Origin of the sequence: Poseidonocella sedimentorum (assembly GCF_900116005.1) — a bacterium.
GTDB lineage: Bacteria > Pseudomonadota > Alphaproteobacteria > Rhodobacterales > Rhodobacteraceae > Poseidonocella > Poseidonocella sedimentorum.
Map to the genome: position 1 here is coordinate 199,507 of NZ_FOYI01000002.1, position 19,586 is coordinate 219,092.

Annotated in this window: 24 protein-coding genes; 13 read left to right on the plus strand and 11 right to left on the minus strand. The window is 63.2% G+C overall.

Features of this window, described 5'->3' with window-relative positions:
• Positions 1-11 precede the first annotated feature (11 nt).
• Positions 12-1,331 carry a FliI/YscN family ATPase gene (locus BM353_RS03925; protein ID WP_092076848.1) on the minus strand — a complete coding sequence of 440 codons (1,320 nt, stop codon included), beginning with the start codon at positions 1,329-1,331 and terminating at the stop codon, positions 12-14.
• An 86-nt stretch (positions 1,332-1,417) separates the two neighbouring features.
• On the opposite strand from BM353_RS03925, the gene BM353_RS03930 reads away from it, so the two are divergent.
• From BM353_RS03930 to BM353_RS03970, 9 genes are read left to right on the plus strand one after another with little or no spacing between them, the layout of a single operon-like run.
• Complete coding sequence (locus BM353_RS03930; protein WP_092076850.1) at positions 1,418-1,807, plus strand: FlgB family protein; 390 nt, start codon at positions 1,418-1,420, stop codon at positions 1,805-1,807.
• Positions 1,808-1,818: 11 nt separating this feature from the next.
• Positions 1,819-2,208: a flagellar basal body rod protein FlgC gene (flgC, locus tag BM353_RS03935; protein WP_092076852.1), complete on the plus strand. Its 390-nt coding sequence runs from the start codon at positions 1,819-1,821 to the stop codon at positions 2,206-2,208.
• Between the two features lie 12 nt (positions 2,209-2,220).
• Entirely contained in the window at positions 2,221-2,511 is a 291-nt protein-coding gene (gene fliE, locus BM353_RS03940; RefSeq protein WP_092076854.1) for a flagellar hook-basal body complex protein FliE, read from the plus strand.
• A gap of 3 nt (positions 2,512-2,514) precedes the next feature.
• On the plus strand, positions 2,515-2,781 hold the full coding sequence (locus BM353_RS03945) for a flagellar biosynthetic protein FliQ (protein WP_092076856.1): 267 nt from the start codon (positions 2,515-2,517) through the stop codon (positions 2,779-2,781).
• A gap of 1 nt (position 2,782) precedes the next feature.
• Positions 2,783-3,496 (plus strand): flagellar hook-basal body complex protein, encoded by a 714-nt coding sequence (locus BM353_RS03950; protein WP_092076858.1) that lies wholly within the window; start codon positions 2,783-2,785, stop codon positions 3,494-3,496.
• Positions 3,497-3,515: 19 nt separating this feature from the next.
• Entirely contained in the window at positions 3,516-4,301 is a 786-nt protein-coding gene (gene flgG / locus BM353_RS03955) for a flagellar basal-body rod protein FlgG (protein WP_092076860.1), read from the plus strand.
• Positions 4,301-4,723: a flagellar basal body P-ring formation chaperone FlgA gene (gene flgA, locus BM353_RS03960; protein WP_092076862.1), complete on the plus strand. Its 423-nt coding sequence runs from the start codon at positions 4,301-4,303 to the stop codon at positions 4,721-4,723. Before flgG ends, flgA begins: the two co-directional genes overlap by 1 nt.
• Complete coding sequence (gene flgH, locus BM353_RS03965) at positions 4,720-5,457, plus strand: flagellar basal body L-ring protein FlgH (RefSeq protein WP_092076864.1); 738 nt, start codon at positions 4,720-4,722, stop codon at positions 5,455-5,457. Before flgA ends, flgH begins: the two co-directional genes overlap by 4 nt.
• A 5-nt stretch (positions 5,458-5,462) precedes the next feature.
• On the plus strand, positions 5,463-5,981 hold the full coding sequence (locus BM353_RS03970) for a flagellar basal body-associated protein FliL (protein ID WP_245759557.1): 519 nt from the start codon (positions 5,463-5,465) through the stop codon (positions 5,979-5,981).
• Positions 5,982-6,035: 54 nt separating this feature from the next.
• On the opposite strand, the gene BM353_RS03975 is transcribed toward BM353_RS03970, so the two are convergent.
• The 10 genes from BM353_RS03975 to BM353_RS04020 all read right to left on the minus strand — a co-directional run bounded on the left by BM353_RS03975 (position 6,036) and on the right by BM353_RS04020 (position 16,020).
• On the minus strand, positions 6,036-6,401 hold the full coding sequence (locus tag BM353_RS03975) for a hypothetical protein (RefSeq protein WP_092076866.1): 366 nt from the start codon (positions 6,399-6,401) through the stop codon (positions 6,036-6,038).
• Positions 6,389-7,483, minus strand: coding sequence for a flagellar type III secretion system protein FlhB (gene flhB, locus BM353_RS03980; RefSeq protein WP_092076868.1), 1,095 nt, complete (start codon positions 7,481-7,483; stop codon positions 6,389-6,391). Before flhB ends, BM353_RS03975 begins: the two co-directional genes overlap by 13 nt.
• The gene (locus BM353_RS03985) at positions 7,480-8,259 is read right to left on the minus strand and encodes a flagellar biosynthetic protein FliR (RefSeq protein WP_281248104.1); all 780 of its coding nucleotides are present in this window, start codon (positions 8,257-8,259) and stop codon (positions 7,480-7,482) included. Before BM353_RS03985 ends, flhB begins: the two co-directional genes overlap by 4 nt.
• Complete coding sequence (flhA, locus tag BM353_RS03990) at positions 8,256-10,337, minus strand: flagellar biosynthesis protein FlhA (RefSeq protein ID WP_092076870.1); 2,082 nt, start codon at positions 10,335-10,337, stop codon at positions 8,256-8,258. Before flhA ends, BM353_RS03985 begins: the two co-directional genes overlap by 4 nt.
• Positions 10,338-10,340: 3 nt before the next feature.
• Complete coding sequence (locus BM353_RS03995; RefSeq protein ID WP_245759558.1) at positions 10,341-10,832, minus strand: transglycosylase SLT domain-containing protein; 492 nt, start codon at positions 10,830-10,832, stop codon at positions 10,341-10,343.
• 352 nt (positions 10,833-11,184) lie between these two features.
• On the minus strand, positions 11,185-13,467 hold the full coding sequence (locus tag BM353_RS04000) for a hypothetical protein (RefSeq protein ID WP_092076872.1): 2,283 nt from the start codon (positions 13,465-13,467) through the stop codon (positions 11,185-11,187).
• Positions 13,467-14,336 (minus strand): flagellar motor stator protein MotA, encoded by an 870-nt coding sequence (gene motA, locus BM353_RS04005; RefSeq protein ID WP_092076874.1) that lies wholly within the window; start codon positions 14,334-14,336, stop codon positions 13,467-13,469. The genes BM353_RS04000 and motA overlap by 1 nt, the downstream gene beginning before the upstream one ends.
• A gap of 62 nt (positions 14,337-14,398) precedes the next feature.
• Positions 14,399-15,010: a MotE family protein gene (locus BM353_RS04010; protein ID WP_092076876.1), complete on the minus strand. Its 612-nt coding sequence runs from the start codon at positions 15,008-15,010 to the stop codon at positions 14,399-14,401.
• Between the two features lie 2 nt (positions 15,011-15,012).
• On the minus strand, positions 15,013-15,507 hold the full coding sequence (locus tag BM353_RS17085) for a hypothetical protein (protein ID WP_245759559.1): 495 nt from the start codon (positions 15,505-15,507) through the stop codon (positions 15,013-15,015).
• Positions 15,508-15,516: 9 nt separating this feature from the next.
• Entirely contained in the window at positions 15,517-16,020 is a 504-nt protein-coding gene (locus tag BM353_RS04020; protein WP_092076878.1) for a flagellar basal body-associated FliL family protein, read from the minus strand.
• A 119-nt stretch (positions 16,021-16,139) separates the two neighbouring features.
• On the opposite strand from BM353_RS04020, the gene fliF reads away from it, so the two are divergent.
• From fliF to fliP, 4 genes are read left to right on the plus strand one after another with little or no spacing between them, the layout of a single operon-like run.
• Positions 16,140-17,774 (plus strand): flagellar basal-body MS-ring/collar protein FliF, encoded by a 1,635-nt coding sequence (gene fliF / locus BM353_RS04025; RefSeq protein ID WP_092076880.1) that lies wholly within the window; start codon positions 16,140-16,142, stop codon positions 17,772-17,774.
• Positions 17,771-18,370: a FliH/SctL family protein gene (locus BM353_RS04030; protein ID WP_092076882.1), complete on the plus strand. Its 600-nt coding sequence runs from the start codon at positions 17,771-17,773 to the stop codon at positions 18,368-18,370. Before fliF ends, BM353_RS04030 begins: the two co-directional genes overlap by 4 nt.
• Positions 18,363-18,647 carry a FliM/FliN family flagellar motor switch protein gene (locus BM353_RS04035; protein WP_092076884.1) on the plus strand — a complete coding sequence of 95 codons (285 nt, stop codon included), beginning with the start codon at positions 18,363-18,365 and terminating at the stop codon, positions 18,645-18,647. The genes BM353_RS04030 and BM353_RS04035 overlap by 8 nt, the downstream gene beginning before the upstream one ends.
• 9 nt (positions 18,648-18,656) lie before the next feature.
• Positions 18,657-19,391, plus strand: coding sequence for a flagellar type III secretion system pore protein FliP (gene fliP, locus BM353_RS04040; RefSeq protein WP_092076886.1), 735 nt, complete (start codon positions 18,657-18,659; stop codon positions 19,389-19,391).
• Positions 19,392-19,586: the final 195 nt, after the last annotated feature.

Consider the following 19,586-nt stretch of genomic DNA (forward strand, 5'->3'; position numbering starts at 1 on the left):
CCGAGGCGAACCTATTTACCAGGCAAAACGCGGGACAACCGCGCAAAACTCGCCTTTGTGTCGTGCGGTTCGGGTTCGGAAATGAAGCTGTCGAGCCGCGGCCAGGCTTCGATCGCCTGATCCAGCTGCGGATCGCTACCCCGATTGTAGAGACCCGAGCGCACCATCATTTCCGATTTCTCATAGCTCCCGAGCATCCGGCGGGCGGCCGAGATCAGCGCGTTTTCTTCATCCGTCGCCGCCATCGGCAAGCTTCTCGAGACCGATTTCGACAGATCGATCGCCGGGTATCGACCCCGCTCGGCGATCTCGCGCGACAAAATGACATGGCCGTCGAGCACCCCGCGCAGAATGTCGGCGATGGGCTCCTCCATATCCGAACCCGCTACGAGCACCGAGAAGATCGCGGTGATCATGCCGCACCCCTCTTCCCCCGGCCCGGCCCGCTCGCACAGCGAGGTGATCGTATGCGCCGTCGAAGCTGGGTAGCCGCGCAAGCTGGCGTCCTCCCCGGCGGCGACCGAAATCTCGCGATGTGCCTCGGCGAAGCGCGTGATTGAATCTGCGAGAAACAAGACGTTCTTGCCTTGATCGCGGAAGTGTTCGGCCACTGACATCGCGGTCCAGGCGCAGCGCCGGCGCGTGAGAGGCGAGCGGTCCGAAGTAGCGGCGACCACGACGGATCTCCGCATCCCTTCGGGGCCAAGCACGTTGTCCACGAACTCACGAACCTCCCGCCCACGCTCACCAACGAGAGCGATCACAACGACTTCGGCATCCATGTTCCGCGCGAGCGTCGCAAGGAGCGAGGATTTCCCGACGCCCGACCCGGCGAACAGACCAAGGCGCTGGCCCTCGACGATGGGCAGCATGGTGTTGAAAATCGCCATCCCGGTTTCCAGCCGGGCGCCAAGGGGGCGGCGGCGAGAGGGCGCGGGCGGTTGCGCGCGCAGCGGGCTGGCAACGGGACCAGGCAGAAGCGGATGACCGTCGAGCGGCACGCCATAGGGATCGACGAGGCGCCCGAGCCAGCCCTCATGCGGCGCGATGCCGGGGTCAGGCCGCAGGATCACACGATCACCAAGGGCAACGCCGTGGACCGCCGCGTCGGGCAGCATCACCAGTGTCGCGCCGCCCAGCCGGATGACTTCGCCGCCGATCTTGGATCCGTCACGCAGGTGGATCTGCAACAGATCGCCCACGCGCGCATGGCGCGAAAGCCCGGCCACGTGAAGCGTTCCGCCGTCAACCGCTGCGACACGGCCCACCGGAAAACTAGACCGCATCGATGCGAGCTGCGCCGAGAAGGCCTCGAGAGAACGTCCTGCCATTTCACAGCTCCTCAACGTTTCTGAAAACGGTTTCTAAAGGAATCACAGTTAAGCCTTAGTTGAAATCAATCGAGGGAGAAGCCCCGATGCATGACACGCTCAAAGTGTTTCGTCTTGCTCATGCGATGGCAACCCATGCCGGAACCACACAGTCGGTCATCTCGACCAACGTGGCCAATGCCGACACGCCTGGGTTCAAGGCCAAGAAAACAACGCCTTTCGAGGTCCACGCCGAAGGTGCGGGCAGCGGTTTCGTCGCCCGTGCGACACGTGCCCAGCATTTCGGAAGCGCCGCGAACAGCGGAGAGGCGCAGATCGTCGAAGACGAAAACGGCGCCAATTCCCTCAATGATAACAACGTCGTCATCGAGCTCGAAATGCTCAAGGCCGTCGAGGCCAACCGCCAACACGAGCGCGCACTGAGCATTTACCGTCACGGCATGTCCGTGATTCGCAGCTCAATTGGCCGCGGTTGAGGAGCGCCCCGATGAGCGATTTCAGCAACGCCCTCTCCGTCACCGCCAGCGGCCTGAAAGCCCAGGCCACGCGGCTTCAACATGTCTCGGAAAACATCGCCAACGCCGACACGCCCGGCTACCGGCGCAAGACCGTCAGCTTCGAGACCGTCGCGGGACAGGCGGGCGATCCGTCTGTCGAGACCGGCCCCGTCAAGCTGGATCGGCGCGAGCTGCCCGATATTTTCGACCCGGCCCATCCGCTTGCCGATGGCAACGGATACTACAAAGGGTCCAACGTCGATCTGCTCGTTGAAATCGCCGACGCACGCGAGGCGCAACGCAGTTACGACGCCAACCTCAAGATGTTTGAACAAGTCCGCCAGATGTCCTCCGGACTGATGGATCTACTACGTCGATAAGGAGAATCCTTGATGACTTTGACCGCGCTGAATGCCGCGAAACAATACCAGTCCCTGCGCCCCGCGACGACACCGCAGCCGGGCGGAGAGGGGGCTGTCCAGACCGCCGTAAACGCGGCGAAGGACTTCGCGGAAACCCTCGCCATGAGCGAGACCGAATCGGTCCGCGCCATGAGCGGCGACGGCGATCCGCACAAGCTCGTCCATGCGCTGGCCCAGACCGAGCTCGCTGTCGAAACCGCCGTTGCGGTCCGCGACAAGGTGGTCGAGGCCTACCAGGAAATCCTGCGGATGCCGGTCTGACCCATGGAAGAGGCAGTATTCTTCGACACCCTGCGTGAGGGGCTCTGGATCGGCGTGACGATCTCGATCCCGATCCTCACCGTGGCGCTCGTCGCCGGTCTGACGGTCGGCCTGTTTCAGGCGCTGACGTCGATTCAGGAAATGACGCTCACCTTCGTGCCGAAACTCGCTGCCATCGTCGCTGTCTTCTGGCTGACCATGGGGTTCATGACCGAACGCCTCGTCAGCTTTTTCCAAACCACCATCCTCACCCAAGTGATCGGAGGCTGATATGGAAAATACCGGCTATACCACTCTCACCCGCCAAACCGGCCTCCTGCGCGAGATGACGCTCATCGCGAACAACATCGCCAACGCCAGCACAACCGGGTTTCGGCAGGAGGGGATGATCTTCTCCGAGTATATCGCCTCGCCCGACGACGCGCCCTCGATCTCCATGGCCAACGGCAATGTGCGCAATACCTCTTATGCGCAAGGCACCCTGAGCCAGACCGGCGGGACCTTCGATTTCGCGATCGAGGGCGATGCGTTTTTCCTCGTGGAGACGGCCAACGGTGAGCGGCTCACGCGGGCGGGCTCGTTTTTGCCCAACGAGGCGGGCGAGCTGGTCACGGCCGATGGCAACCGCGTCCTCGATGCGGGCGGCGCGCCTGTCTTCATCCCGCCCAACACCGCGATTTCCGTCGCCTCCGACGGGACGCTGTCCGCCGACGGCCGGCCGCTGGCGCAGATCGGGCTGGTCAAACCCAGCGGCGAGAGCGGTGCGCTTCTGCGCGAGACCGGCGTGCTGTTTGAGGCGGAAGAGGGCTTCGAGGAGGCCGAGGATGCCACCATGGTCCAGGGGTTCCTGGAGTCCTCCAACGTCAACACCGTCTTGCAGCTCACCCGCATGATCGAGGTGCAGCGCGCCTACGAGATGGGCCAGAAATTCCTTGAACGCGAAGACGAGCGGGTCCGCTCCGCCGTCAAATCGATGATCCGATAACCAGTGAGGTAGAAACCCCATGAGAGCCCTGAAGATCGCCGCCACCGGCATGAGCGCCCAACAGATGCGCGTCGAGGTCATCTCCAACAACCTCGCGAACATGAGCACGACCGGCTACAACGCCCGGCGCGCGGAGTTTTCCGACCTGCACTACCAGCAGCTCGCCCGCCCCGGGTCGATCAACGCCAATGACGGTACCGTGCTGCCCACCGGGGTTCAGCTCGGGCTCGGCGTGCGGCCCGCATCTGTCTCGGTGAACCTGTCGCAGGGCTCGCTGGCGCAGACCGGATCGGAGCTCGATCTGGCGATCGAAGGCAACGGGTATATCGAGGTCACGCTGCCGAACGGCGCCGCGGCCTACACCCGCGATGGCGCGCTCAAACGCTCGGCCGAAGGCGTCATCGTGACGGCTGACGGCTTCCCCGTCGCGCCGGAAATCGTCATCCCCCAGGATGCGCGCTCGATTTCTGTGAACGCCAATGGCGAAGTCTATGCCTATTTCGCCGACGAGGTGGACGCGCAGCTTCTGGGCGAGATCACCCTGTCGGGCTTCACCAACGCCAAGGGGCTCGAAGCTGTCGGCTCCAACCTCTTCCGCGAGACCGCCGCCTCGGGCCCGCCCGCCGTTGCGGTCCCCGGCGAAGACGGGCTCGGCACGTTGCGCCAGGGATATCTGGAAGAAAGCTCGGTCGATGCGGTGAAGGAACTTACCGATCTGATCGAGGCGCAGCGGGGCTACGAGCTCAACTCCAAAGTCATATCCGCGGCGGACCAGATGCTCGGCGCCACCACGCAGGTGCGCTGATGCGCCGGGTTCTTCTGTCGCTTCTCGTCTCTGCCTTCGCGCTGCCGGTCGCGGCCGATACCGTCCATGCGCTGCGCACGATTCGCCCCGGCGAGATCGTCACCGCCCAAGACATCGGGCTCAGGCCGATCGAGTCTCCCGGCGCGGCCAAGAACCTGCGCGATGTGGTGGGCCTCGAGGCCCGCGTCGCGCTCTATGCCGGCCGCCCGGTCCACCCCGGAGATCTCGGCGCGCCCACGGTTGTGGACCGCAACGAAGTCCTGCTGCTGCACTACCGCGAGGGCGGGCTCGCCATCTCGACGGAAGGCCGCGCGCTCGGGCGCGGCGGCGTGGGCGATGTGATTCGCGTGATGAACCTGTCGTCGCGCACAACGGTTTCCGGCGTCGTCCAGGACGACGGCTCGGTCGTGATCAGGAGATGAAGATGCTGAAGACACCGCTATTGATCGCGGCGCTCGGGCTGCTGGCCGCCGGATGCGGCCGGATGGACCACCTCGGCAAGGCGCCGAGTTTCTCCGAGCCCGCCGAAAGCCCCGAACACGTGGCGATGCTCAACGCCGGGACCGAGCTTGTCGCCCCGCCGCTGCGCGACAGCGACAACGCCTCGCTTTGGGACATGTCCCGCCATTCGCTGCTCGGCGAGCGCCGCGCGGTGAAAACCGGCGATATCCTCACCGTGGTGATCGAGATCGACGAACGCGCGGAAATTTCCAACAGCACCTCGCAATCGCGCTCCGGCTCCGAGAGCCTCGGGATCGATCAACTCTTCGGCTTGCCGCAGAGGGCCAACGAAAACCTCCCCGAAGGCGCGACCCTCGGCGAAGCGGTCGCGATCGACAGCTCCAGCGAAGCCGCTGGCGATGGCCGGGTCCGGCGCAACGAGAAGCTGACCCTGCGCGTCGCCGCGACCATCGTCGACGTGATGCCCAACGGCGTCTTCGCCATCGCGGGGAGCCAGGAAGTCCGGGTGAATTTCGAGATGCGCGAACTTTTGGTGACCGGCTACGTCCGGGCCGCCGATATCTCGCGCCAGAACGAGATCACCTATGACAAGATCGCCTCGGCCCGCATTTCCTACGGCGGACGCGGACAGATCACCGACATGCAACAACCACGCTATGGCCAGCAAATCCTGGACCGCGTGCTGCCCTTCTGAGCGCCATGATCAAAAAAATCCTCCCCCTCGTTCTCGCGCTCATCGGCATCGCTGCCGGTGTGGGCGCGGGTATCGCTCTGCGGCCGGCTGAAAAGGCGGTCGCGGAAAACCCATGCGGCGACGAGTATGGCGCGGAACATGCCGCCGCCGAGGACGATGCGGCCGGCGACCATGAAGAGAAGGACACGGAAAAGGACGCCGATGTCGAATACGTCGAGATGTCCAACCAGTTTGTCGTCCCGCTCGTGGAAGGCAGCGAAGTGAACGCGATGGTCGTGCTCTCGCTCAGCATCGAGGTGCCTTATGGCTACGCCGCCGATGTGCGCAAGCGAGAGCCGAAGCTGCGCGACGGGTTCCTCCGAATCATGTTCGATCACGCCAACTACGGCGGGTTTGCCGGCAATTTCACCTCTGATGAACAGCTCGCGCCGCTGCGCTCGATGCTGACCAAGGAAGCCAAGCGCAGCCTTCCGGGCGTTGCGAATGACGTCCAGATCCTCGCCTTCATGCGCCAGGATCTTTGAGCTCACTCCGGCCCGGCGCCACGCTCTTGCGCGTGCGACGCCGGGACGGGGCACTCACCCTTTCTTGTGATCGACAAGCAGATGCCGCGCGACTTCGCTGCGGCCAAATGCGCGGCGCGCCTGCGCCTCGACCCCGGCCTTTTCCGCCAGAACCCGCGCGAGATCCATGTTGAGCTGTGACTTGCGCTTGGCGGCCCAGCGGTCCCAGGCCATCGCGGCCCCGCCGCGCCGGACCGTCTCCTTCGCATCGTCAGAAACCTCTTGCGACGCGAAATACTCCGAACTCGGCGTCAGCGCGGCAATCGCCTTGCGCAGCTCGGCCTCGCGCCGGGCGTATTCCGCAAGCGGAGCTGATGCGCGCTGAAAGGCGAGGTCCGTGAGCTTTGAAAGCTCCTGAAGCTTGTGCGTCATATCGTCCATGGTTGCGCCTTCGCCTTCTTGCGCATCCGCTCGGCAAACCGGATCGCCACCGCCACCGCGGCGTAATGCTCTTCGTGGATTTCCTGCCCGATCTCGATGGTCGCGTGCAGGGCGCGCGCGGTGGGCGGATCGCTGTGGATCGGGACACCGTTTTCCTGCGCGATCTGGCGAATCCGGAGCGCAATCTCGTCGGTCCCCTTGGCGAGGCAAACCGGCGCCTCGCCGCGCTTGCGGCTCCATTTCAGCGCCACGGCATAGTGCGTCGGGTTGACCACCACCACATCCGCCCGCGGCACCTCCTGGATCGCCTGACTCAGCGCGATTTCCTGGCCCTTGTGCCGGCGCTGCTGCTTCATGTGGGGATCGCCTTCGGACTGTTTCATCTCGTCCATGACCTCTTTGCGGGACATGCGATTCTTGCGGATATGCTCGAAGTGCTGCCAGAGGTAGTCGGGCACGGCGATGGCGATGGCGACCATGATCACGATCAGCAGAAGTTGCAGGCAGAGCTCGCACATCATCGCCGCGATCGCGCCGGGCGAGGTCGAAATCGCGAGGATCATCTGGTCGAGCCGGGCCGACAGGAAGGCGCCGAGCACGATCGAGTAGATCACGAGCTTGACGAAGCTCTTACCGAACTCGAAGAGCCCGTTGCGGCCGAACTTGTTCTTGGCGTTGCTGAGCGGGGAGATGCGGTTGAGTTTCGGCTCCAGCTTGCTCGGCGCGAAGACAATGGCCCGCTGCGCGAAGAGCGAGCCGAGAACCGCCAGCGCCGGGACGATGAACCAGAGCGAGAGCGACGGCAGGATTCCGGAGAACAGCCCCCCCGGGAGCCGCTGGCCCGAGCCTTCGAAGAAGAGATCCGCAAGCTCCGGCGCGCGCCCGATAAGCCGCGTGAGCACCGCGCCGATCTTGTCCATCGAGACCGCCCCGAACCCAGCCGCCACCAACGCCATCGACCCGTAGACCGCGGCCGTGTTGACATCCGTCGAGCGGACGATTTCCCCTTTTTCCCGCGCCTGTTCGAGCTTCTTTGGCGTCGGGTCTAATGTCTTTTCGGCGCTGTCGTCGTCTCCGCTCATGGGCCGCCCCCATAGGGATTGGCCACGAATCCGTTCAGCGCCGTAACCCAGACCCGAAGCAGGATCGGCGAGGACGCGAAGAGGATGAAGAGCCCGCCCAGGGTGATGACCGGCGCGCCGACAAAGGCCACCATGAGTTGGGGCATAGCCTTGTTGATGAAGCCCAGCGTCAGGTTATAGAGCAGCGACGCGAGAACGAAGGGCGCGGCCAGCGTGAAGGCCATGGCAAAAGAGGCGGCGACGCGTTCGGTGCCCCACTGAGTCAGAATGCCGGCATCGGGCATGCGGCCGATGGGAAAGATCTCGTAAGACAGAACGATCCACTCCACGACCCTGGTGTGAAATCCGTAGAGCACCGCAAGCGCCAGCCCCGAGATCACGAACAGATGCCCGATGGCAGGCATCGGATCGGCGGCCGCCCCGCCGAGGATCTGGGACAGCGACGTCGACTGCGCGGCAATCGACCCCGCGGTTGAAAGCGCAAGGATGAAGAGCCGGAGCGTGATCCCGTGCGCGAGGCCGATGATCGTTTCGGGCAAGGCGAGCGCCAGGAGCTTCAGTGGCGCATCGAGCGTGACCGCATTTTCCGGCGCGATGATGGGTGTGACGATGACGGTGAAGGCGAGGATGATCACGAGACGGACCTGCATCGGCACGGCGCGCTCGCCAAAGGCCGGCAGGACCGCCATCATCGCGCCGACGCGGAGCATGATGATGAACCCGGCCGCGAGGATCCCCTGAACGGACAGGATCGTCGCGGTGAGCTCCTCGGTCACGCGGGCACCACGCCCACGAGCGCGGGCCGGGCATCGAGGCCGATTTCCTCGAAAGACAGCACCGGGCTGCCGAGCCCCTTCGCACTCATCACCGTGCGGAGGAACCGGCGGCGGCGCGTGGAGGTCACCAGTGCGGCGTCGACGCCTTTCTGGTTGGCCTCTCCGATCTTCTCGGCAAGGTTGTCCGCCAGCTGGTTGAACGCATCGGGCGGCAGCGCGACATCGACCGAACCGCGATCTCCATCGATTTGATAGCGCGAGAAGATGTCTTCCCACTCGGGCGCGAGCTGCACCAACGGGATCGTCCCGTCCTCGCGTTTGAGGTTGGCGACGAGCTGGAAACCGAGACGGTGGCGAACATGTTCGCAGGTCGCTTCCGTGCCGAGATTGGCTTGCTTGGCCTCGGCGATAGCTTCGAGGATCACCGTCATGTTGCGGATCGAGACCTGCTCTTCAAGCAGCAGGCGCAAGACCCCGTGCAACACATCGAGCGGCACCTTGTCCGGTATCACCTCGTCCAGCAGTTTGCGGTTGGCCTCGGCGCGGTGGGGGTCGGAGAGGTTGACCATCTCGTCCAACAACCGGCGCAGGGATTTCAGCGTGAAGAGTCGCGCGAAATTGCGCTTGAGCACTTCGAGCAGATGCGTCGCGAGAACCTCCGTCGGCGCCACGATCGTGAGCCCGGTCAGCGCGGCCGAATCCTGATCCTCGCTGTTGATCCAGCGCGCATTCGCGCCATAGACCGGCTCGTGCACATCGACGCCCGCCGGCAGCCCGTTGGCCCCGTCCCCGGTAAGCGCAAGCACCTTGCTGGGGAAAAGCCTGTCGCGCGCCTGTTCGACGCCGTGGATGCGGATAATGTACTGCCCCGAGGGCAGGCTGGGATCATCCGTCAGGCGCATTTCGGGAAGAATGACGCCGTAAACGCTCGCGACATGCGTCCGCATATTGGCAATGCGCGCGTCGAGGCCCGTGCCCGGATCGAGAACCATGTTGACCAGATCGGAGGCGAATTCCACGTGGATTTCGTCGAGATCCAGCGTGTCGCCCATCGGCTTTTTCTTCGGCTCGACATTGGTGTCCGGACGGACCTCCTCTTCCTCCTTCTGCACGCGTTTGCTCGAGTAGAAGGCCGTCACGCCGAGGATCGCCGAGCCGATGAGGAAGGGCAGAAACGGAAGGCCGGGGACGAGTGCGAAGAGAAAGAGCAGCACCGCCACCGTGCCAAGCGCTGCGGGATGGCGGCTCAATTGCGCCAGAACGGCGATGTCTGCTGCACCCGTCGCACCACCGCGCGCCAACAAAAGGGCCGAGGCAATCGAGATGATGACCGCCGGAATCTGGGTCACAAGCCCGTCACCGACCGTCAGAATGGCATAAGTTTCAAATGCTTGAGCCACCGGCATCCCATGGACGACGATGCCCATGATCAAGCCCATGACAAGGTTCAGCAAGGTGATGAGCAGCCCCGCGACCGCGTCGCCCTTGACGAATTTCGACGCGCCGTCGAGCGAGCCGAAGAAGGTCGTCTCGGCCTGTTCGCGTTCGCGACGGGCCTTGGCTTCGGTGTGGTCGATGGCGCCTGCGGAGACGTCGGCGTCGATCGCCAGCTGCTTGCCCGGCATCCCGTCGAGCGCAAAGCGCGCGCCGACCTCGGCCATCCGCGTCGCGCCCTTCGTGATCACCATGAAGTTGACGATCAACAGAACCAGGAAGACCACAAGCCCGAGGAAGACGCTGCCACCCATGACAAAGCTGGAAAACCCGGCGATGACGTCGCCCGCCGCGTTCGTGCCGGTGTGTCCCTGGCCGATGATCAGCTTGGTCGATGACACGTTGAGCGACAGCCGCAGCATGAGCGAGGCGAGAAGGATCGTCGGGAAGGACGAGAAATCGAGCGGGCGTTCGATGAAAAGCGTCACCGTGAAGATGAGGATCGCGAGCGCGAAAGACGCAGCCAGGCCGATGTCGAGAACGAAGGCGGGCATCGGCAGGATCATCATCACGATCACGGCCATGAGCGCGAGCGCCATCAGTACAGTCGGCTGGAAGAGGGTCTGGACGGACAGTTTTCCCATCGATCAGCCTTTCACGCCGGGTAGCGCGATGAACGCGCCGCCGCCGCCGGTGCCGGGCACCAGAGAGCCCATGCGGGTCTGGGCGGCGGCGGGTTTCAGGAAGGGATAGAGGTTCGGCGCAGGAGGCGGCGCGGGCGTATCCGGCGCGGCCGCGGCGACGCGCGAAAGGTCAGGCGCCGCGTCAAGCCGCGCCACAAAATCCTGAAACCGGCTCTTGTACCGCTCAGCGTATTTCGGCGTCCGAGAATGGTAGGCGCCGGCGGCATCCGTCCAGTTTCCGAACTCTCCGTGCAATTCCTTCAAAAAGCGCGCGGCATAGAGCGCGTTTTCCAGCGGATCGAACATTTCCGCGACGGAGGCGAAGGCCTCTCCGTGCCAGCGGTAGTTGAGCTGAAAGCACCCGACATCAAAGCTGCGGGCCCCGCGGGCCATATGCTGCGCGACATAGGATTTTGCTTCCGCGGGCGTGTCGAACCAGACGCCCTTGCCCTCCATGTTCACCGTCCACGGCCAAGGCGCGACGCCTTTCTTGCTCGCCCGGCCGGTCTCGGTTCGGGTGATCGCACGCAGGACATAGACCGGAACACCCGTCTGTTCGGACGCCCGATAGGCAACGCTGTCGCAAATTGCTCCGTCAACCGCGGCACGCGCGGGGCAGGCGGTAAGAAGGGCGAGGATCAGGGGAAAACACGCGGCTCGGCGCCACCCAAAAGGTGCGGATTTCGGGCGCCGGGCGCGGGGAGGCCATTTCATGGTCATTCAGGGTATCGTGCATTCTGCTACGGACCCTTCCCGGATAGAGAAAAAGGGTTACCGGTTAGTGACTTTTAGCCACTCCTCCGGGGTCTTATTCCTCCGAGAGATACTGGGTCAGACGGGCGCGAAGATCGGCGCTGAGATCGATGATTTCCCGCCCCGACGCCAAGGGCGCATCGGGTTGCGGCAACACATCCTGCGCGGCAACGACAGCTTCTGCCAACGCTTGTTCATCCGTCTCCCCCACTTCACCCACAAGCGCGAGATCTTCGAGTTCCCAGGCGCTGGCGACGAGGTCCCGGGTGTCTTCGCTGTCTTTGAGCGATTCTATCGCTTCGGCATGCTGCCCCGCGATCTGGTAGGCACGCCCGCGCATTTCTCTGGCTGCGTCGTCGTCGTAGGCGGCCAAAGCGTCAAGCACGCGGCCCGGGCGCTTCTCGAGAAGGTAAGCGCGCGCGGCGAGCATATCGCGCTCTTGAGAGCTTGCTAGGGTCGGGCGTTCGAGGATATCGAGCGCGGCATTGGTGAGACCGAGGTCGACCAAACGGTCGGCAAGGGCGATGCTCGTCGACGATTCGAGCACATCGAGCTCTTCGCCGTTCAGGGCCAGCACGCGCTTGAGGAACGGCTCGACCTCTCCGAACTCCGCCATGTCAGCCATCACCGCATCAAGCATCGTGCGGTAGTCTTCTGCGCTGAATTCGCTCGCCATGTCATCGAAGTTGGTGAGCGCTTCATCCAAGCTCCTGTTGTGCAACAGCGCCCGCAGAAAGGCCTTGCGGAGCGGCACGGCGACGTCGGCCCCGTCGTTTTCAACGATCATCACCCCGGCGAGTTCGATCATCTCGGGCGCAATCGTGGCGTCTTTCTTCAATCCGCGCAGCAGCCATTCGGTCATGGCATCGGCCGCTTCAGGGCTGTTTCCAACCGCAATTTCAGCCAGACGCGCTTGCTGTTCGGCGCTGAGATGAGGCGAGGCTTCCAATCTCACGGCCACGAGATCGACCGACTCGGTGGTGAATTCATTCTCCCGCACGAGATAGCGCAGGATCGCCTTCGCGGTTTGCGCATGGCCCGCCGCGGCAAGCCGTTCTCCAAGAGGCGCAGCGGTCGCGATCTGAACGGGGCCCGGCAGGCGCGCAAACGCGCGTACGACGGATTGTTCCACATCCTCGTCGAGCGGCTCTGTCGAATAACTGCCCAGGACGGACCAGAGCGTCCGCTCACTACCGCAATTGCGATACCGCGCAAGCGAGGGGATTTCGCGTTTGCTCTGATACTCGAGCACATCGGAAAGCGCCTTGGCGATTTCAAGCGCCTCGGTCTCGTCCTTGCGCAGGTTGGCCGCTTCCTTCGCTTCCGCGCCGAATCCGTAGTGGAGGAACAGCCGGGACAAGGAGAGCACGTTGTCATGCGCCAGGTTGCCGCGCGAATCAAAAAGGTTCGCGATCAGATGCGCGCGTTGCGGCAGGAAATCTCCATCGCCGCCCCATTCCGCGAGATCGAAGTAGTCCGGATCACCGCAATAGCGAGTCGCGTTTTCCTCATTGAGGATGTCGGCGATTTCTTCAAGATTCGTGCCCGCTGTCGACGTCGCATGTACTTGCGGAACAGTTGGGGCAAGCGGTTCCGGCTCCGGATCAGGCGTCTCTATCGCGCGCGCGCTCGGCGGCGCGGGTTCCGGGACCTCCACCGGCGTGTTTTGCGTGTTTGCCTGCAAAAGACCCTGGCTCGCGGCGAGCCCGATCGATTCCGACAGGTTCCGCTCCAGTTCTGAAATCTCTTCGCGGTGCAATGTCTGCTCTTCGAGCGATGCCAACAGCGCGTCGCGGCTGGCTCTCACCGGCGGCAAGGTGGTTTCTGGTTTCGGCGCCGGCACCGTTGCCACCGAAGCGGCCGGCGCGAAGGCGGGGCCTGAACCGAAGGACAGACCCTGGACAGAGGCGCCAAGGCTCAGAAGGGTCGGGAGCGCGAGATCGGGAGAGGTTTCGGACGCCGTGCTGCGGTCGATAAGGGCCTCGTCGCCATAGATGTCGATGACCAGATAGCGCCCGAGATGCCAGAATTCCTGCGCCACGCAGGCGCAGCCAAGGTCAACCTCGAGCTTGCCGCTTCCCGAGGCGCTCCCGATTTCGGCGACGCGATCGCGCGAAATCCGATCGAAGACTTCGCTGGTGTCAAACTGAAGCGACGGCTGATCGAAGATCACCTCGAGCCGCCCTAGGTCCGTCTCCAATCGGTGCTCCAACGCGCGCGGCAGGTCGAGGACGAGCCGGGTGAATCCATCGTGTTCCCCGGACCGAACGGTAACGGTTTGCGCCGTTGCCGCGGTCGACAGCGTCGCGGCAGCGAGGAATAGAGACAGGCGCAGCATCAGGCGGCGTTGCTCTTGACGGCCTTGAGCGCTTCTTCGAGATCACCAAAGCTCGGGCGAAACTGCTTTGGTGTGTTCTGGCGGCCGACCTCTATGCAGATGTTGGTCGCGTGGTTGTGCAGGTTGGCCACAAGCACTTCGCGGATCAGCTGGTAGAACTGGCTGTCCTCTTCAAGCACCGTTTTGAGTTTGGAGGCGAAGGGTCCGACGAGACCGTAGGCGAGGAACACGCCGAGGAAAGTCCCGACAAGCGCGCCACCGATCAATTTACCAAGAACTTCAGGGGGTTGATCAATCGACCCCATGGTCTTGATCACCCCGAGAACCGCAGCGACGATCCCAAGCGCCGGAAGCCCGTCGGCCATGGTTTGCAAGGCATGGCTTGAATGCAGGTCGTGATGAAGCTTCGATTCGATGCGTTTGTCGAGGATTTCCTCCACCTGCATCGGATCGTCATAGTTCATCGACGCCGAACGCATGGTGTCGCAGATCAGGGCGATGGCCTCGTTGTCCTCCAGAATGCGCGGGTATTTCGCGAAGACCTCGGACTGCTCGGGCGCTTCGATATGCTCCTCGACAGAAACCGGATTTTGCCGCGCCATGCGGATCAGTTCGAACAACAGGCACAGCAAGTCCCGGTAATCCTCGGGGAGCCATTTCGCCCCCTTGAAGACCTTCTTGATGTCGCTGAGCGTGTGCTTGATCGAGGCGATGCTGTTGCTGATCAGGAACGCCCCGACCGCCGCGCCGCCGATCATGGTGATCTCGAAAGGCAGGGATTTCAGAATGATTCCCATCTTCCCTCCCGCGGCGAGGTATCCACCAAACACCATGAGAAAGGTGACAACGATCCCGATAATTCCGATCATAGGATCATCTCCTTTGGATGAGGTCTAAAATCACGATCAACGCGGCGCATTTCAGATCCGCGCTACTGTTTAGGCACGCCGGCATTGCGGCCAGCGAGGACAACACTTACCGAATAGGCAAACTGGGCAGAGAGGCCCGCCATGACGCCCGCCGCCGATTCCGGGCGCATCCGCCCGAGGAATCCTGCCGCGAATTCGGGCTCCATGTTTTCGAACAGCTTCGCCGCGTCCTTGGGCTTCATCGCCTCGTAGACCGCCGTCAACTGACCGAGATCTCCTTCGGAGGCGGCTTCGGCCTGAGCGATGGTCGCCGCGAGCTTGGCTTCGGCCTCCGCGAGCTGCTCCAACTTTGCATCAATCTCCCGGCGCGCCACGGAGAGGGTCTTGAGGCGTTTGGAGACATCGGCTTCCTGCGTGTCGAGGTGCTGCGCGCGCTCCTGCAAAGCGGACAGCACCGCGACCACATCTTCCGGCGGCTCGCAGACGGTCTCATCGGCGTCGTTGGACGTCGCCTTGGAGAACTCCAGCGCAATCGCCTGGCCGGCATCGGGGCCGATTCGCAGAAACGCGGAGGCGAAAAGCATCACGGCGAGCGTGAAAAGCGCGCCACGGGTCGCCCGAGATTTCACCTTGGATTTGCCCTTGGGGGACGGGTTTTGCTTAGCCTTGGCCATGATCAAGCGCCCCCTCTGCGGAACATCGGCACGGCGGCCTCCTGCGCCGCGGGCTCAGCCTCCTCGGCGGCACCGGCGGGCTCAAGCGTCCTGATTTCCGCCGTTTTGGGCTCGGGCTCAGCCGCGGGCTCCGGCTCAACGTCGGGCTCCGCGCTCGCGGCGTCAGCGGCCGGCTCATCGGGCTTGGCGGTCTCGACGGGTTTCGCCGTCTCATCTGGAAGGTCGTGCATCGAGGCGACGAGAAGCTCCAGTCGCCGGGCGACCGTATCGGCTCGCTGCGTCAGCTCGATAAGGCTGTTGGACGACGAACTTGCGACCCCTTGCGCCGCCGTCAGCGTGTTGGTCAGGTCATCGACCTGGGCGGAGAGCACGGCCACCGCGCCCCCGACCCCGGTTTCAAGATCGTTGAACCGCGCCAGACGCCGCGACAGGACAAAGCAATAGAGCCCTGCGCCAAGGGCGCCGCCTACGAGAAGTATGTCTGCAATCAAAGTCATCTCTCGTCCTCAACTCACAACGAATTCCATGACGAGCAGATCGCGCACGCGATCCTCGCCAGCGACAACCTTCACCCGGCGCAGCATTTGCGAGCGCAATCGCAGCAGCGCGCCGGTCTCCTGAATATCGGAAAGCTCCACGGCCCGCAGATAGCCGTTCAGCACCCCGACGATCCGCGGCATCACCTTGGAGACCTCGGCTTCATACTTGTCTGGGACCTCAAGCTGCGCGCGAAAGCGAAGGTGCGTCCCCGAGTCGAGCGCGCCCACGGACACCACCATGGGATCGATCTCGATAAAGGCCACATCGGTCGTGGCCTCGGGAATCACCGACTTGGCCTCCGGCGCCTCTGCGGATTTCTCTTCGCCGGGAATCACCCCGCCAAGCATGCCTGAATAGGTCGCGTAAAAGCCGCCGCCGGCCCCGAGAAGGGCCAGTACGGTGCCTATAATGATTGGCAACTTCGATTTGCCAGAGCTTTCGTCGCCTGTGTCTGCTGCGTCGTCCGACATGGTGCCTCCAGAAAGGTGTCGGCGTTCATATAATCCGCAGACGACTAACCGATTGTTAAGGCTGATATTACAAAACGACATTCGTGAGCCGCCAAGAATGGCGGTGCAGGAGGCAAGACGTGCAGCAGCTTCTCAATGTGTGGAACACGCTTACTTGGCAACGCCGGTTGATCGCCGCAGCAGCAGCGATCGGTGTGTTTATTGCGGTTTTAGGTTTGTCGCGCATCGCGACGGCGCCCAATCTTACGCTCCTCTATGCGGGCCTGGAGAGCGATGTGGCCGGCGAGGTGGTCAACAGCCTCGACCAGCGCGGCGTGGTTTACGAAGTGCGGGGCGATTCGATTTACGTCGATACCTCCGAGCGCGATTCCCTGCGCATGATGCTCGCAAGTGAGGGCCTGCCCTCGACTTCCTCCAAGGGATACGATCTGCTGGACGGGCTCTCCGGGTTTTCCACCACTTCCCAGATGTTCGATGCCGCCTATTTGCGTGCGAAAGAAGGCGAACTTGCCCGGACCATCGCCGCGAGTCCGCATATCCGCTCCGCACGCGTCCATATCGCCAACGTCGGCAGCAACCCGTTTCAACGCAACCAGCGCGCATCCGCTTCGGTGACCGTCGTCGCCGCCAATGGCGCGATCACGCCGGGCAACGCCAAAGCGCTGAGCCACCTTGTCTCATCGGCCGTTGCCGGCCTCTCACCCGACAATGTCGCGGTGATCGACTCTTCGGGCAACCTCATCGGCGCGGCCGAGGATCAATCCTCCGTTCCGATCAACGAAGAGCGCGCCTCCGCACTGCGGGAGCGTGTCGTCCGGCTTCTGGAAGCGCGCGTGGGTCATGGCAACGCGGTCGTGGAAGTGAGCGTCGACACCGTGACCGAACAGGAATCCATCGTCGAACGGCGATTCGACCCCGAGGCGCGCGTCGCCATCAGCACCGAAACCGAAGAGCGCTCGACCAATGATCAGGACAGCGGCGGCGGCGATGTGACCGTGGCCTCGAACCTGCCCGACGGGACGGGGGCTGCCGGGGGCGGATCGAGCTCGTCGCAAAACAGCCAGACGCTTGAGCGCATCAATTACGAAGTGTCCGAGACGCAGCGCGAAGTACTGCGCCAGCCGGGCGATACCAAACGGATCACCGTCGCCGTGCTCGTCAACGGGACGGCCAGAGCCGCGGGAGAAGAGGCCGCGGAGTTTTCACCTCGGGACGAGGGCGAATTGGAAGCCTTGCGCGAACTGGTCGCCTCATCGGTTGGCTTTGACGAGACGCGCGGGGATGTGATCACGATCAAATCCATGGAATTTGCCGCGCTGCAACCTCTCGGCACAGCTTCTGAAACAAGCTGGTTCCAAACGCTCGGGCTCAAGCCCGCCAACATGATCCAGATGGCGGTTCTCGCCATTGTCGCGCTTGTCCTCGGTCTCTTTGTCCTGCGCCCGATCATCGCAAACCAGACGCCCGCGCTCGGCACGCCCCTTGCGCTTCCGGGCCGGGGCGGTGAAGCGGGCCTCCCCGGCGAGGCCGAAGAGGCGATCACCGGCGAGATTGATTTCGACGATCTTCCCCAGATGAACGTGATCGAAGAGCCCGCCCCCGAGTTCACCGCAATCGCTCCCACACCAGCGCCAGCACCCGCGCCCGCTTCGAACGATCCGGTTGCCCGGCTGCGCGCCATGATCGGCGAGCGCCAGGATGAAACCGTAGAGATCCTGCGCAGCTGGATGGAAGAGAAGGAAGAAAACGCATGACGTCTATAAGCCATCTGCTTCCGGATTTCTCGTCTGCGCCTCCTGACACCGGCGGTAGCGGCCTGTCCGATGACGCCGTCGAGGACATTCGGCTTCAGGCTTTCGAGAACGGTTACAACGCGGGCTGGGAAGATGGCTCCAAGGCCAACAAATCCGACGAACCCGCGCCGAGCGAATTGCTCCGCCAGAAGATCGCCGATCTCGAATTCACCTATCACGAAGCTCTCGCCAAGATGCTTGAGTCCACCAAACCCTTGATCGACCAAATCATTCAGGCCGTTCTTCCGACCGCGATGCGTGAAACCATGGGTGAGCGAATCGCCGATGAGCTCTTCGAGATCGCCGAGACGGCGGGCAATGTTGCGGTGAAGATCGTGTGTTCGCCCGCCGACAAACAGCATCTCGACGTCTCCTTGCCAACGGACGGCAAGATGCCCCTGACGCTGGAAACTGACCCCAGCCTCAACGAGGGGCAGGTCGAGCTTCGATTCGAAGACTCCGAACGCCTCATCGATCTCTCCGGAGTGATTTCCGGCATCGAAGCCGCCGCGAATGGCTTCTTCGACGAACAGCAGAAGGAAGCAGTAAATGAGTGACGCTCAGACAGAAACGCTGGATCCCGCGAACCCGTTCAGCAATGTTCCCATCGATCTGATGGTTTCAGTCGGCCGGGCCAAGCCCCGGGTGCGGGAGCTGCTGGAAATCAGCGAAAATGCCGTTCTCAAACTGGACCGGCGGGTCGAAGACCCGGTCGAGCTTTTTGTCGGGGATCGCCTTGTGGCGCGCGGCGAACTTGAGGAACTCGAAGGAGAACAACAGGGCCAGCTCGCGATCCGGATCACCGAGATCGTCGATCTCAAACAGGGTCTCTGACCCGCCGATATGCCCAGGCATTTCCTCTGTATCGGCCTCGCTCTGGGGGCCGCCTTCTTGGCCGGTCCCGCGCTGGCACAGGATATTTCCATCTCGCTGGGCGATGATGGCTCGATCGCCGCACGCTCGATCCAGCTTCTGGTCCTGCTGACGGTTCTCAGCCTCGTTCCCGGGCTGGCGATCATGGTCACCTGCTTTCCGTTTCTGGTCACGGTGCTCGCGATCTTGCGACAAGCTCTCGGGCTCCAGCAATCGCCGCCCAACATGCTCCTGGTGAGCCTCGCGCTGTTTCTGACCTATTTCATCATGGAGCCGACCTTCACCGCGGCCTGGGAGAACGGGCTGACGCCGCTCTTTGAAGAGCAAATCTCGGTAGAGACCGCGTTCATGGAGACGCTCGAACCCTTCCGGCAGTTCATGGGAGGCCGGGTCGAGGCGGATACGTTCGAGTCCATGGCGTCCTTGCGTCCGGGGATCGAAATCCCGGAAATCCGTGCCGAAGCCCCGCTGTCATTGCTGATCCCGTCCTTCCTTCTGTCCGAGATCGAACGGGCGTTTCAGATCGGCTTCCTGATCTTCCTGCCCTTCCTCATCATCGACCTCGTGGTCGCCGCGGTGCTCATGTCGATGGGCATGATGATGGTGCCGCCGGTGGTCGTCTCGCTGCCCTTCAAACTGGCGTTCTTCGTGGTCGCGGACGGCTGGAGCCTGATCTCCGAAGCGCTGGTCCGCAGCTACTTCTAGTCCCTCCACCACAGATGCACTTCGCCAGTCGGCGCGTGTTCGGCTCCGCTGGACGGGGCCGACGGCCGCGGCGGGGTGCTTTGGCAGGCTCACCCATAGTTCACAGCATAAGCCGGGATGCCGGTTCACGCTGTCTTGTTTGTGCGGGCATGTTGGGAAAGGCGAAGCTCTCGGTGACAGCGGAGCAGTCGGCTG